This window comes from Streptomyces sp. NBC_00490 (genome assembly GCF_036013645.1).
GTDB lineage: Bacteria > Actinomycetota > Actinomycetes > Streptomycetales > Streptomycetaceae > Streptomyces > Streptomyces canus_F.
Map to the genome: position 1 here is coordinate 9,650,278 of NZ_CP107869.1, position 13,217 is coordinate 9,663,494.

Genomic DNA, 13,217 nt, shown 5'->3' on the forward strand with positions numbered 1-13,217 from the left:
GTGCGCAACAGACGGATCGTCACCCTCGTGGGGGCGGCTGCGCTGGCCGGAGCCGTCGGGCTCCTGCCCCTCACCCCGGCACAGGCCGCCAAACCGGACCCCGCACCGCCGGCTTCGTCGGACTTCCAGAAGGTCACCCTCAACGACCGCCCGGGCGAGCCCATGGCCCTGGCCGTCCTGCCCGACCGGCGGGTGCTGCACACCGCGCGCACCGGAGAGGTCCGCATCCACGACCCCAAGAGCGGCGTGAACTTCCTCGCCGCCGACATGAAGAAGAGCCCCGCCGGGCTCTACCAGCACGACGAGGAAGGCGTGCAGGGCATCGCCGTCGACCCCGGCTTCGCCAAGAACCACTGGGTCTACCTCTACTACTCGCCCCGCCTGGACACCCCCATGGACGACCCGGCCACCCCGGGCGTCAACGAAGGCGACGCCCCGCAGTTCGGCACGGCCCAGGAGTTCGCCAAGTACAAGGGCGTCACCCGGCTGTCACGGTTCAAGCTCGTGGGCAACAAGCTCGTCTACGCCAGCGAGCAGAAGATCCTCGACGTGCCCGCCGACCGCGGCATCTGCTGCCACGTCGGCGGCAAGATCGACTTCGACAACAAGGGCAACCTCTTCCTGTCCACCGGCGACGACTCCAACCCGTTCTCCTCCGACGGCTACGCCCCGCTCGACGACCGCGCCGACCGCAACCCCGCCTACGACGCGCGGCGCACCGCGGGCAACACCAACGACCTGCGCGGCAAGGTCCTGCGCATCAAGACCAAGCCCAACGGCGGCTACGCCATACCGAAGGGCAACCTCTTCGCGCCCGGCACCGCGAAGACCCGCCCCGAGATCTACGCCATGGGCCTGCGCAACCCGTTCCGCTTCGCAGTGGACGACAAGACCGGCGAGGTCTACGTCGGCGACTACTCGCCCGACGCCAACACCGCCAACCCGGGCCGCGGCCCCGCCGGTCAGGGACGCTGGATGGTCATCGACCGCCCCGCCAACTACGGCTGGCCGTTCTGCGTGACCCAGGACATGCCGTACCAGGACTACGACTTCGCCACCCAGACCTCCAGCGGCGCCTTCAACTGCGCCAAGCCGGTCAACGACTCGCGCCACAACACCGGCCGCAGCGAGCTGCCCCCGGTCACCGACGCGGAGATCGTCTACGGCTACGGAGCCTCCGCGGAGTTCCCCGAGCTCGGCACGGGCGGCATCGGCCCCATGGGCGGCCCGGTGTACAGCTATGACAAGCACAACAAGGCCCAGAACCGCTGGCCCCAGTACTTCGACGGCAAGCCGCTCTTCTACGAGTGGACCCGCGACCAGATGAAGGCCATCACCCTCGGCAAGAAGAACGAGGTCCTGAAGATCGAGGACGCGATCCCCTCGATCACGACGGACGGCCCGATCGACGCCGAGTTCGGCCCCGACGGCGCGCTGTACGTCCTGGAGTACGGCACCGGCTACTTCGCGGAACTGCCCGAGGCCCAGCTCTCCCGCATCGACTTCACGCGGGGCAACCGCACCCCGGAGCCCAAGGTCGCCGCGGACGTGGTCAACGGCACCAGCCCGCTGACCGTCCAGTTCTCCAGCGCCGGCACCAAGGACGCCGACGGTGACGCCCTGCGCTACGCCTGGGACTTCGACGCCAACGGCACCGTGGACTCCAGGGAGGCCAACCCGAAGCACACCTTCACCGACAACGCCGTCTACGACGCCACGCTGAAGGTCACCGACAGCACCGGGCGTTCGGCCTCCGCCTCCGTCTCCGTCGTGGTCGGCAACAAGGCGCCCACCGTCTCGCTCACCACCGACCCGGCCCCGCACGGCGGCACGCCGTTCCACTGGGGCGACACGGTCACCTGGCAGGTCACCGTCACCGACGACCAGCCGGTGGACTGCTCCAGGGTGAGCGTCTCGTTCATCCTCGGCCACGACTCGCACGGCCACCCGCTCTCCACGAGCAACGGCTGCTCCGGATCGTTCGTGACCTTCGTGGACGGCGGTCACTCCGGCTCGGACAACCTCAAGGCGGTCTTCAACGCCACGTACACGGACTCGCCCCCGGACGGCCTGCCGTCCCTCTCGGGCAGCGCCGAGGTCGCGCTGACACCGGCCGACTGATCCAACGCGACGACACCGCAGCGGGGCGCCACTATCGGCGCCCCGCTGCCGTTCAGGCAGTCCAGAGACGGGCCACACCGTCGTCGAGCCGCAGGAACTGCCGGGCACCCGGGTGGTAGTGCGTGGGGGAGAAGCCGGGAACGGTGCCCAGGAGCTTCCCCTCGGCCGGATCCCATATCGACAGATCGACGTCGCCACTGCTGAACAGGTGCGTGCCGTCGCTGAACAAGCGGCCGGTCGGGCCCTCGAACGCAAGCAGTTCCACGGCCAGCGGGTCGCGCGGTCCACTCCGAACGGCTCGACTCGTATCGAAGATCCGTGCCCCGGACGGCACGCCCTCGTAGACATCACTGATACCCACGACGGCGACCCGGGCCGAATCGATCCAGGTCATGCCTTGGTTCCAGGCGTCGCCCCGGTCGCAGACATCGAGTCGGCTCGGACCGTCCTCGGACTCCCAGAAATTGCCTTCGACCCAGGTGTCGAAATCCCACACCACAGGGATCCCGACTGGATGCCACATCCAGCCGTCGTCCAGGATCCGCTTGCCATCAGGGCTCATGTACAGCGCGCCGTGGAAGTAGTCGAGATCGTGTTCCGGCGCCGGGATCGAGCGGTCGGTCAGCAACGTCCCCGTTTGCGCGTCCGACACGTCCAGGCGGTTCCAGCCCGTGCGGTGGATCACCACACAACGCCCGCGACTCCGCGCGAACTCCAGTGAGAACGGCACGGTGTCCTCGTTGTCGCCCTGGTTGTCACCATGGTTGTCCAGTTCCAGGGTCCAGTCGCCGGTCTGGAGGTCGACCACCTCGCCATAGCGGCCGAAGTCGTTGACCACCGCGGCGAACATGCCGTCGTGGGAGGCGTGCAGGTGCCTGCGGAGCACCCAGTCGCCCCATTCCTCGCGATCTTCCTCCGGAACCTCGGTGGCCGCGAGGGTCTCGTGATCGCCGCTGGCCACATCCCACCGGCTGACCGTGCCGTCCTCGCTCAACGTCAGCCAGACGGGCCGATCGCTGCCCCGCACGGGCGCCACATCGACGACAGCCCCCAAACGCGGTGGCACCGGGATCTGCCTGACGTCGTCACTGCTACCGCTCATGGTTTCCCCCCCGCTCCCCCCAACCGGAGCGACAGCATATCCGGGCCGGACTCACCGCCGGATAAAGGGAGTTGCGGCCTTCTCGCGTATCCGATGAGCGGCACGGGCAATACCCTGAGCCCGTCCGCACGATCGGGGAGAGGCATGACAAGCAGGTTCACCGAGTTGGTCGTTGACTGCCACGATCCGGAGCGCCTCGCGGCCTTCTGGTGCGAGGTCCTGGACTTCAAGGTGATTGACCGGGGCGAGGGCAAGGTGGAGATCGGCTCCTGGGAGCCGACCGTCGAGGAGGTCCGGGCCCGCCAGATGCCGCCCACCTTGGTGTTCATCCAGGTGCCCAAGAGCAGGACCGTGAAGAACCGGCTTCACCTCGACGTCAGTCCGATCGACGGCAGCACCGAGGACGAGGTGACCCGATTGCTCGGCCTCGGCGCCACCAAGACGGATGTGGGCCAGGGCCCGGACCGGAACTGGGTGGTCATGGCCGACCCCGAGGGCAACGAGTTCTGCGTCCTGCGCACCCTGGCCCCGCAGACGTAGACCGCGAGCGGCATCCTGGGCGCCGAAGGTCTCGCACGGCAGGCACCTACTAGGTACCATCGGGTGTATGCCATCCCTGAACGTGTCGTTCACCGACGAGGAGCTCGAAGGAGTCCGCGCGGCCGCGGCCGCGGACGGCAAGAGCCTCAAGCAGTACCTGCACGACCTCGGTGTCCGTGAGATGCAGCGCAGGCAGTTCATCACGGGCGCGAGCCACTGGGCCGACCGGCTGCGCGGGGAGTTCGACGACGCCTTCCCCGACGACGTGCCGCCCGCCGAGCGCCCGGGCGGAGCCACGGCCGCCTGATGCACCTGCACATCGACGTCTCCTGGCTCCTCGACGTCCAGGAGGCCGCCCTCGGCAACGACGAGGACATGTCCGTCGCGGACTACTCCGCCCTGGTCGCCGCCGTCGCCCGGCACAAGACCAAGCTGCCCACGCTTCAGGCCGCCGACCCGGACGCCGCCTGGCGCGCCGCGGCGCTCATGCACACCATCGTCCGCCTCGAGCCCCTCCCGTACCGCAACGGCCTGTTCGCCGCGTTCGTCACCGCCCAGTACATGAGTCAGTCCGGCGAGGGCATCGACCCGCCGTACGGCGCCCTGTCCGATCTCGTGCGCAAGATCCGCGATTCCCGTCTGCGCGTTCCCGAGGTCGCGGACCAGCTGCGCTCCTGGAAGATCTGACCGGGGCGCAGGGCCGGCCGGGGGAGTGGCGACGCAGCCGGCGTGTGCGCTACGACTTCAGCTGGGCGTACATCGCCTCCAGGTCGGCGGACAGCTGGGACTTGACCCAGCGGGTGGTGTCGTCGGCCAGCACCTCGTGGGCCCCTGCCTCGATGCCGTCGAGTGCGGCTACGGCGATGTCGCGGGGGTCGGCCTTGGGCGCGTCGACGCCCGAGGTCATGTCGGTGTCGACGTAGGCCATGTGGAGCCCGGTCACCGCGATGCCGCGCGGCTGCAACTCCAGGCGCAGGGAGTTGCTCTGCGACCACAGGGCGGCCTTGGAGGCGCCGTAGGGCGTGCCGTCGGCCAACCAGGACAGGGCGGAGTGGGCGTTGAGGATGTGGCCGCCGCCGTTGCGCTCGATGATCGGCACGAAGGCCCGGGTCACCAGCAGCGGCCCGTAGAAGTTCGTCTCCAGATCCCGGCGCACGTCCTCCATCGGGGAGTCGAGGTATGAGGCGCCTACGGAGGCACCGGCGTTGTTGATCAGGATCGTGACGTCCTGGGCCTGCTCGGCGGCGGCCGCCACGGAGGCCGGGTCGGTGGCCTCGAGTGCCAGCGGAACGGCATCGGGGTGGGTCACCGAGCGCGGGTCACGGGCCGTGGCGTAGACCTTCCCGGCTCCGCGAGCGTAGAGCTCCTCGACGAGCATCTTGCCGATGCCGCGACTGCCCCCGGTGACGAAGACGCTGGCGCCCTTGATCGCTGTCATGACTGCCTCCATGAAGAAGAGAAACCGATCGGTTTCCCCTACCGTAAACCGATCGGTTTCCCAGTGCAAGCCGACTGGGTGGCGGAGGAGTATGGGAGGGGCACAGGGGGGTGCGGCGCTTCCTGTGAAGCCGCACCCACTATTCGGGGTCTGCTCGCCGTGTGGCAGCCGCGTCAGCATCTGTGCCGGGACGCCGGACCCTCCTTCGTCCTGCGGGGTCTTGGGTGTCGGCAGGCGTCAGCTGGCCAGCTGGTTCATCTTGCGGATCTGCTTGTCGAAGACCTGGGCGGGAGCGACGCGGCGCAGTATGCGTGCGCGTCCGGCCATGGGGCCGGCGGTGTAGCGCAGTTTCGGTTTGGCGTCGGTCGCCGCCGCGACGATCGCCTTGGCGACGACGCTGGGGGCGTCACCGTCCCTGACCGCGTCCGCCATCACGCGGTCGACGGCGAGGCGCTGCTTCGCGTAGGCGTGCAGCGGGATGTCGGGCTTCGCGCTGTTGGCCTCGAACCCGGTCCTGGTGTAGGCGGGCTGGACGATGAGCGCCCGGATGCCGTGGTCTCGGACCTCGTGGTCCAGGGACTCGGTGTAGCCCTCGATGGCGTGCTTGGAGGCGGCGTAGGCGGCCATGTAGGGCTGGGGCAGGAACCCGAGGACGGACGAGACGTTGATGATGCGACCGCGTCGCTGCGCGCGCATGTGCGGCAGGACCTCGTTCACCATGCGCATGACCCCGAAGACGTTGGTGTCGAAGACGGCCCGGGCTTGATCGAGGGAGGTCTCCTCGGCCGCGCCCATCGAGCCGACGCCGGCGTTGTTGACCAGGACGTCGATCCGTCCGAACCGCTCGCTCACTTCCTGGACCGCGGCGGTGACCGAGGTGTCCTCGGCCACGTCGAGGCCGACGAATGTCACGCCGTCGAGCGGGGCGACGCGTGAGGTGTCACGGCTCGTGCCCACCACGGTGAAGCCCGATGCGGCCAGCGCGAGCGCGGTTTCCTTGCCGATGCCGGAGGAGGCGCCGGTCACGAGTGCCACTGGCCGGTTCGTCGTCATGATGAATTCCTGACTGGTGCGAAACTGATCGGTTTCCCGTCACCGTAAACCGGTCGGTTTCCATGTGCAAGCCCGTCATCATCAGGCTTTCCGCCGAGGATCGGCAAGCGGGGCGCCTCAGCGCATGTCTGCCGCGTCGAGCAGGGTGGTCACGGTGGGGGCGATGAGCCCGGTCAGGTCGTCGGCCTGGATTCCCGCGCGAGCGCTGGCGCCGTCGAAGACGAGGATGAGCTGGCGGGCCAGCAGGTCGGGATCGCTCGCGCCGCCCTTTTCGGCCTCGGAACGGAAGAAGGCCGTCAGGTTCGCCTTGATCTGGTGGGCCACCTGGCTCGCGGGGTGGGCCTGGTTCTTGAGCTCGACCTGAACGGCCAGGTACCGGCAGCCCCGGAAGTCGGGCTTGCCCGCCTGCGCCTCCATCCGGCCGAAGACGTGCAGAATCCGCTCGCGGGGTGAGCGGTCGTCGTCCGCCGTCGGCAGCAGCTCGGCGACGAAGGCGGAGGCGCGCTCCTTCAGGCTCGCTGCCAGCAGTTCGTCCTTGCTCTCGAACAGCTGGTACATGGAGCGCTTCGACACTCCCGCCGCCTTGCACAGCGCCTCGACGCCGATGCCGACGCCGTCTCGGTAGGTGAGCGTGGCCGCTGCTTCCAGCAGCCGTTCTCTGGGGCTTGGCTTCACTTCGGTGGTCATGCCACGAGGTTAACTCGAATCGACGGGATTTGAGACCGATCGGTTTACTAGGGGTGTCGGTCAACGAGAGGCGGCTCGGCGACGGCCCTGGGGGAAGAGCCGTCGCCGAGCCTCGAGGATGCGCGGCCCGTGCCTACGGGGCGACGCGCATCGGTACCGTCCCGAGCAGGGGCCGCGTCCTCGGTGCGTCGCGTCGGCTACGCGGGGACGGCGGCCTTCTCGGGCTTCTTGTCGGCCGGGATGCGGTGCAGCCCCTTACGGTCGTACCACCCCAGCACGCCGAAGCCGAACAGGGCGGCCGTCACGAGGCCGGCGGCCATCATCACCCAGCCCCGCGTCAGACCCGCGTCGCCCTGGGCGTCGTAATAGAGGATCGAACGGATGCCACCGGTGATCTGCCGCAGCGGCTCGAACTCCGCGAGGAAGCGGTAGAAGCCGGGCAGCGCCTGGAGCGGAGTGGTGGCGCCTGCCGTGGGCACCGCCATCCCGATGAAGACCAGCGTGACCACCAGCATGCCCGGCGTACCGAAGACCGCCAGGAGCGTGAGCGCGCCGATCCCGGAGACCGCGATGGCGCACACCGAGTACAGCCACAGCAGCGGCAGATGGGCGGCGTCCATCCCCATGAGGCCGATCGCACCCACCATGACCAGCGTGGCCATCAGCAGGGACAGAGCGGCCATGAGGGTGCTGCTGATCGCGAGGGTCTGCACCCGGGTCGCCCGGATCAGCGGGCGGTGCAGGCGCAGCGGACCCATGTCGTTGTGGGTGTAGCCGAGGGCGTGGTCGACCTGGCCGCTGATGACATTGGCCGAGAGCATGCCGCAGACCACCAGGACGAGCGCGTAATAGAACGCCGTCAGGCCCAGGCCGCTGTGCGAGTCGAGCGGATGGCCGTCCTTGACGGTGACGGCGGCCGGGTCGGCAAGGAGGAGTTGTGCCGCCGCGGGCAGTTTCGCCTGCCCGGTCCCGCTCTGGGCGGTCAGTTCCCTGCCCACCTGGAGCGAGGCGTTCTCGGCCGCCTGCGTCGTCGCCGCCCGGGCCAGGCTCGATCCCACGCTGCCGGCGGACTGGTTGGTCAGCACTGTCAGCGTCGGACGGACGAGGGTCCCGGCGGCCCCGGCGCCGGTCAACGCGGTGGCGGAAGAGGTGAAGTCGGCCGGGACGACGAGCGCGCCGTAGAGCTTGCCCTCGCCGAGTTCGTCCTTCATCTCCTTCTCGTCCGTCACCTTCCAGTCGATCTTGTCTCCGCTCGCGGTCGACTTCTTGATCGACTCGATGATCCGGTCCCCGAGGCTGACCTGCTTGCCGCCGACGACGGCTCCCTTGTCGGCGTTGACCAGGCCGACGGGCAACTTGGTCATGTGATCGACCGGGTCGATGTTCGCACCGACGTAGAACACGGCGAACAGCAGGGCGAGTACGCCCGTGATGACGCCGTTCGCGATCCACAGAGGCTTGGCGCGCAGGACGCGGAAGGGATGAATGCCACTCATGACGTACGTGTCTCTCGGTCGGTGGACGCTGAAGGCTCGGTGGACGCGGAAGGCTTCGCCGGGGGCTGCCAGCCGCCGGTCACTTCCTTGACGGGCTTGTGGGGGAAGCGGCGCCGGGCGTACTCCTGCGCGTGAGAGCCCGGCAGGACGTACAGGGTTTCCTGCTTGTCCTGGAGCGGTCGCAGCACGGTGTCCATGAACGACTTGCGGTCGTCCAGGTAGGGGCCCAGCACGTCCTCGCCGGCGGGGCAGACGGCGAGGCAGTAGCCGGACTTGTAGCCAGGGGGTGAGGACAGGCTCTGCCACATGGATGCGCTCTCGGAGTCGGTGACCCGGGAGCGGTAGTCGGCGGCGTCCTCGCTGTCGGCCACCGTCTGCGCCCAGTCGGTGAACCCGCTCATGAACTCCCGGTAGTTGTGCGTGGTGCAGGCCAGCGCGTCGAAGGCGCCGTCCTTGGCGATGGCGCCGACCGGGCAGGCGGCGACACACAACTTGCAGTCGATGCACGGGTTGTAGTCCAGCTGCTGTCCGTACGCGCTCACCTCGGCGTCCACCAGGACGGTGGCCAGCAGGACGAAGCTGCCGAACTTCGGGTGGATGACATTGCGATGCAGGCCCATCACACCGAGCCCGGCGGCCACCGCGACCGTCTTGTGCGCCACCACCCAGATGCGCCCGGGAAAGCGGTCCATCTCCTGGGGGAAGCCGACCGAGGGATTGAGGGCCCGGTAGCCGGCGTCCTGGAGTGCCTGGGTGACACCGCGGGCGGCGTGGTTGGCCTTCTCGTCGCTCTGGTGGAACTCCTGGTTGGCCACGCTCCGGGCGGGGGAGCGGCAGTTGTCGCGGTTCATTCGGATCGCCATCGCGATCAGGGTGCGCGTGCCCGGCAGCGCGGACTCTACGTGCTCGCGTTCACCGGCCAGGTCGGGGTGGTCGAGGCTGACCGCGGCCGCGTCGTCCGCACCGGCCGCCAGACACAGCTCGCGCAGCCATTCCGCGTCGATCACCGCCGGCGGACTCACCGCGGCACCGGCCCTGCGCCGGGCCAGTACCGCCTGTACCGAAGGGTGGGCGGCCAACTTCGCCGGAAGCCGGGGAGCCGGGGCCGTCGGTTGCCCCTCGGCGTCGCGCGCGGCAGTCATCCGTACTCCTGGGGGATTGGAGGTCGAGACTCGCCCTCACAGCGAGAAACCGATCAGTTTCACCACCGTAAACTGATCGGTTTCCGCACGCAAGCCCGAGCTGTGAGCCGTCCTGGCCCGCGTCGGTCGGGGGTGCGCTACCGCCGGGCGCGTCAACGTCGGCTCGGCGTCAGGGAGTTGCCGGTCGGGGGCGATCGGAGGGGGCGGTCCGCGAGCTTGGCGTGGCCGGTCGCGCAGTGCATGTGGCGGGCGCTCGGGGTTCCGGGATCATTCCGGAGCTCGCGCGGGCGCTCTCTGCCAGTCGGTGCGCACGTCGGCGGCGCGGTGTCCGGCTCGGATGCCCGCTCCCTTGGGGGCTGCTTCAGCCGGGCGCCGGTCCCTGCGTGCCGAGGGCGTGACGCCGGGCGCGTTCTGGGGAGCCGGGGATGCGCGCGGTGTGTCCGTCTATGTGCTCGCGGGGCGAATGCCACTCGCACCGACGCCTGGGGCGCGAGAGCCCGAATCCGCGACCCCGGCAACCGGCTCCTCGCTGTCCCGCCACCCCGTCACCAACGCCCGCAGCGCCAGCTCGTAGCAGTCGGCGACCGCGAGCTCCGGCGGCTCGTTCCCGGACAGCACCAGGGACACCAGGCCGTGGGCCGTTCCCCAGACCGACAGTGCGATGGCCTCGGGGTCGGACGCGGGCCCGAACTGCCCGGTGAGCTGTCCGCGGCGTACGGCGTCGACGAGGGGGCGGTACGTCTCGACGACCTCGCGCGGTCTGTCCGCGTCGGACGGGCACTGGACGCTGCGGTCGGAGAAGAGGATCGCGTAGAGGTGCGGGTTGGCGACGGCGTACTCGCGATAGGCCAGACCGATCCGGATCACGTCACCGGCCGGGTCGTCCGATGGGCGGACGGTGGCCAGGCGCTCGACGAAGAGCCGCACGGCTTCCTGGTACAGGCTGCTGAGCAGTCCGGCCTTGCTGCCGAAGAGTGAGTAGACCGCCGTGGTCGAGGTCTTCGCGTCGGCGGCGAGCTGTCGCAGGCTCAGCGCGGCCGTGCCCCGCTCGAAGACCGTGGCGGCCGCGCGGTGCAGGAGCTTGAGCCGGAGCGCTTCGTCATGTGTCTTGGGCTTGGCCATGACGCCAGCGTATTACAACACCGTTATGAATGCTCTCCGCTGTGTGGCGTCGATGCGCCTGCCAGGCTTGAGGTGAGCAATCAAAACACTGTTATGGTTCCTTGGGCGGACATCGAAAGCGCACCTGACGTGAGGGCTGCGCACGAAGTCCCACGCGGCCTGAACTTGTGCCTGGCTGGAGAGCGGCCGGGTCTCGCGGACATCGCCCTCAACCGGACCGCCCCTGTGCTCAGCCATACGGAGGCAGCGGCCCGACCTGCTGGTCGCGGGCCGTCCCCAGCCTCGGCTGACAGCAACTTCCCACTTATCCAGGAGTCTCCATGTTTGAACGATTCGGGCGTCTGCTCCACCGCAGGCGAAAGCCCCTGCTGATGCTGACCGTGCTGTTCGCCGTCCTGTCCGGGGCCTACGGCGCCGGAGTCTTCGGCTCCCTGACGCCGCTCGGCTTCCAGGACCCCGGCTCGGACAGCGTGCGGGCGGCGCACATCGCCGAGAAGGCGTTCCCGCAGCGGACACCCGACGCGGTGATCGTCTACCAAGACAAGGACCGCACCGTCGACGACCCGTCCTTCCGGCAGGCGGTCGTGCGGCAGTTGGAGTCGCTGCCGACGTCGGAGGTGACCGGCTACCTGGACTTCTGGACCACCAAGATGCCGGCGCAGGTCAGTCACGACCGGCACGCCACCTACGTCGCCCTGAACCTCCACGGCAGCACCGAAAAGGCCAAGGAGGACGCGTACGAGGCGGTCAAGGACAAGATCCCGGCACCTGGTCTGCAGACCCTCCAGGGCGGAACGGTGCCCACCGGCCACCAGGCCGGCGAGAAGATCGAACATGACCTGAGAACCGCGGAAATCATCTCGGCCCCTGTGCTCTTCCTGCTCCTGCTGGTCGTCTTCGGCGGTCTGGCCGCGGCCTTCCTTCCGCTGATCGTCGGCGTGCTCTCCATCCTCGGTTCGATGGCCGTCCTGCGGACCATCGCCAACATCACCGACGTGTCCGTGTTCTCCATGAGCCTGGTCACGATCCTGGGTCTCGCGGTCGCCATCGACTACGGCCTGCTGATCGTGAGCCGCTACCGCGAGGAACTGGCGGCCGGCCACACCGGCGAAGAGGCGATCGGCCGCACCCTCGCCACGGCCGGGCGCACCGTGATGGTCTCCGGCACCACGGTCGCGGCGGCGCTGGCCGGCCTGACCCTCTTCCCGTCGACCTTCCTGAAGTCGATGTCGTACGGCGGTGTGGCAGCGGTCCTCCTGGCGGTGCTCTTCTCTCTGGTCGCGCTGCCCGCCCTGCTCTCCGTCATGGGACCGAAGGTCAACGCCTTCCCGCTGCGCCGCAAGAAGGCCGCGCGTCCGACGACAGCGGGTGAGGGCGCCTGGTACCGGTTCGGGCACGGCCTGATGCGGCGGCGGTGGTTCGTGGTGGCGGGCGCGGTGGGCCTGTTGCTGACACTCGCCCTGCCGTTCTCCAGGATCGAGTTCGGTTCCATCAACGCGCAGCAGCTGCCGAGCACTTCCGAGGGCCGCCAGGTCTTCGACGCCATGGAGCACGACTTCGACGGCGACGCGGTGAAGTCCATCGACTCGCTGCTCGTCCTGAAGTCCGACGGGACCTCGAAGGAACAGGGTGCGGCACTGAAGGCGTACGCCGAGCGGCTCGATGCCACCGACGGCGCCACGGGCGCCCGGATCACCGGCATGGAGGGAACCACGGCCCGGGTGTCGGTCACCTACGACGGCAATCCCGTCTCGACCCACGCGCGCGACCTGGTGAACCGGCTCAAGGACGTCCCCGAACCGCCGGGCGCCCGGGCGTACTTCGGTGGCGAGTCGGCGGTGTACGACGACACCCTGGACGCACTCGGCGAGACTCTTCCGTGGATGCTGCTCTACATCGCGGTGATGACGTACCTCCTGCTGTTCCTCGCGTTCGGCTCGGTGCTGCTGCCGCTGAAGGCGATCGCGATGAACATGTTGTCGCTGACCGCGACCTTCGGTGTCCTGGTCTGGATCTTCCAGGACGGCCATCTGCATCACCTGCTCGGCTTCGACCCGACGGGCAACATCGAGCCCAACATGCCGATCATGCTGTTCGCCCTGATCTTCGGACTCTCCATGGACTACGAGGTGTTCCTGGTGTCCCGGATGCGGGAGCAGTACGACAAGCAGGGCGACAGCACGGAGGCCGTGGCGACCGGGCTGCAGTCCATCGGCCGTCTGGTCGTGAGCGCCGCGGTGCTGATGTGCGTGCCGCTCGCGGCGATCGGGATGAGCGATGTGCTGACCATCAAGCTCTTCGGCGTCGGCATGGTGTTCGCGGTCCTGGCGGATGTGCTGGTGGTGCGGGTCCTGCTGGGAACAGCCGTCATGAGGCTGCTGGGCAGGGCGGCCTGGTGGGCTCCGGGCCCGCTCGCCCGCTTCTACGACCGGTTCGGCATCAAGGAGGGCGACCTCCCGGCAGAGGCCGACAAGCCGGTCCCCGTCGGGGTCTGAACCCGGCGAGGGGCCGAAGTG

At 68.9% G+C, this 13,217-nt stretch carries 12 protein-coding genes; 5 read left to right on the plus strand and 7 right to left on the minus strand.

What is annotated here, in order from left to right; all coding sequences use genetic code 11:
* Positions 1 to 2,121, plus strand: coding sequence for a PQQ-dependent sugar dehydrogenase (locus OG381_RS43970; protein ID WP_327721594.1), 2,121 nt, complete (start codon positions 1 to 3; stop codon positions 2,119 to 2,121).
* Positions 2,122 to 2,173: 52 nt separating this feature from the next.
* Here the strand turns inward: OG381_RS43970 and OG381_RS43975 are convergent, their stop codons facing one another.
* Complete coding sequence (locus OG381_RS43975) at positions 2,174 to 3,223, minus strand: hypothetical protein (RefSeq protein ID WP_327721595.1); 1,050 nt, start codon at positions 3,221 to 3,223, stop codon at positions 2,174 to 2,176.
* Positions 3,224 to 3,367: 144 nt separating this feature from the next.
* On the opposite strand from OG381_RS43975, the gene OG381_RS43980 reads away from it, so the two are divergent.
* From OG381_RS43980 to OG381_RS43990, 3 genes are all read left to right on the plus strand, one after another.
* Entirely contained in the window at positions 3,368 to 3,763 is a 396-nt protein-coding gene (locus OG381_RS43980; protein ID WP_327721596.1) for a VOC family protein, read from the plus strand.
* Between the two features lie 67 nt (positions 3,764 to 3,830).
* Complete coding sequence (locus OG381_RS43985) at positions 3,831 to 4,070, plus strand: hypothetical protein (protein ID WP_307021980.1); 240 nt, start codon at positions 3,831 to 3,833, stop codon at positions 4,068 to 4,070.
* Complete coding sequence (locus OG381_RS43990) at positions 4,070 to 4,450, plus strand: toxin Doc (protein ID WP_327721597.1); 381 nt, start codon at positions 4,070 to 4,072, stop codon at positions 4,448 to 4,450. Before OG381_RS43985 ends, OG381_RS43990 begins: the two co-directional genes overlap by 1 nt.
* A gap of 49 nt (positions 4,451 to 4,499) precedes the next feature.
* Here OG381_RS43990 and OG381_RS43995 read toward each other — a convergent pair whose 3' ends face one another.
* The 6 genes from OG381_RS43995 to OG381_RS44020 all read right to left on the minus strand — a co-directional run bounded on the left by OG381_RS43995 (position 4,500) and on the right by OG381_RS44020 (position 10,701).
* Positions 4,500 to 5,201, minus strand: a complete 702-nt coding sequence (locus OG381_RS43995) for an SDR family oxidoreductase (protein ID WP_327721598.1) — start codon at positions 5,199 to 5,201, stop codon at positions 4,500 to 4,502.
* A gap of 237 nt (positions 5,202 to 5,438) precedes the next feature.
* On the minus strand, positions 5,439 to 6,254 hold the full coding sequence (locus OG381_RS44000; protein WP_327721599.1) for an oxidoreductase: 816 nt from the start codon (positions 6,252 to 6,254) through the stop codon (positions 5,439 to 5,441).
* Positions 6,255 to 6,371: 117 nt separating this feature from the next.
* Positions 6,372 to 6,941, minus strand: coding sequence for a TetR/AcrR family transcriptional regulator (locus OG381_RS44005; RefSeq protein WP_327721600.1), 570 nt, complete (start codon positions 6,939 to 6,941; stop codon positions 6,372 to 6,374).
* Positions 6,942 to 7,138: 197 nt separating this feature from the next.
* The gene (locus OG381_RS44010) at positions 7,139 to 8,437 is read right to left on the minus strand and encodes a DUF3533 domain-containing protein (protein ID WP_327721601.1); all 1,299 of its coding nucleotides are present in this window, start codon (positions 8,435 to 8,437) and stop codon (positions 7,139 to 7,141) included.
* Positions 8,434 to 9,579: a 4Fe-4S binding protein gene (locus tag OG381_RS44015; RefSeq protein WP_327721602.1), complete on the minus strand. Its 1,146-nt coding sequence runs from the start codon at positions 9,577 to 9,579 to the stop codon at positions 8,434 to 8,436. The genes OG381_RS44010 and OG381_RS44015 overlap by 4 nt, the downstream gene beginning before the upstream one ends.
* Positions 9,580 to 10,023: 444 nt before the next feature.
* Entirely contained in the window at positions 10,024 to 10,701 is a 678-nt protein-coding gene (locus OG381_RS44020; protein ID WP_327721603.1) for a TetR/AcrR family transcriptional regulator, read from the minus strand.
* 320 nt (positions 10,702 to 11,021) lie between these two features.
* Between OG381_RS44020 and OG381_RS44025 the strand changes: the two genes are divergently transcribed.
* Complete coding sequence (locus OG381_RS44025; RefSeq protein WP_327721604.1) at positions 11,022 to 13,196, plus strand: MMPL family transporter; 2,175 nt, start codon at positions 11,022 to 11,024, stop codon at positions 13,194 to 13,196.
* Positions 13,197 to 13,217 lie beyond the last annotated feature (21 nt).

Bases quoted from the DNA above. Each gene is read 5' to 3' on its own strand.
- OG381_RS43975 (WP_327721595.1), bottom strand. From the start codon at position 3,223: ATGAGCGGTAGCAGTGACGACGTCAGGCAGATCCCGGTGCCACCGCGT.
- OG381_RS43980 (WP_327721596.1), top strand. From the start codon at position 3,368: ATGACAAGCAGGTTCACCGAGTTGGTCGTTGACTGCCACGATCCGGAG.
- OG381_RS43985 (WP_307021980.1), top strand. From the start codon at position 3,831: ATGCCATCCCTGAACGTGTCGTTCACCGACGAGGAGCTCGAAGGAGTC.
- OG381_RS43990 (WP_327721597.1), top strand. From the start codon at position 4,070: ATGCACCTGCACATCGACGTCTCCTGGCTCCTCGACGTCCAGGAGGCC.
- OG381_RS43995 (WP_327721598.1), bottom strand. From the start codon at position 5,201: ATGACAGCGATCAAGGGCGCCAGCGTCTTCGTCACCGGGGGCAGTCGC.
- OG381_RS44000 (WP_327721599.1), bottom strand. From the start codon at position 6,254: ATGACGACGAACCGGCCAGTGGCACTCGTGACCGGCGCCTCCTCCGGC.
- OG381_RS44005 (WP_327721600.1), bottom strand. From the start codon at position 6,941: ATGACCACCGAAGTGAAGCCAAGCCCCAGAGAACGGCTGCTGGAAGCA.
- OG381_RS44010 (WP_327721601.1), bottom strand. From the start codon at position 8,437: ATGAGTGGCATTCATCCCTTCCGCGTCCTGCGCGCCAAGCCTCTGTGG.
- OG381_RS44015 (WP_327721602.1), bottom strand. From the start codon at position 9,579: ATGACTGCCGCGCGCGACGCCGAGGGGCAACCGACGGCCCCGGCTCCC.
- OG381_RS44020 (WP_327721603.1), bottom strand. From the start codon at position 10,701: ATGGCCAAGCCCAAGACACATGACGAAGCGCTCCGGCTCAAGCTCCTG.
- OG381_RS44025 (WP_327721604.1), top strand. From the start codon at position 11,022: ATGTTTGAACGATTCGGGCGTCTGCTCCACCGCAGGCGAAAGCCCCTG.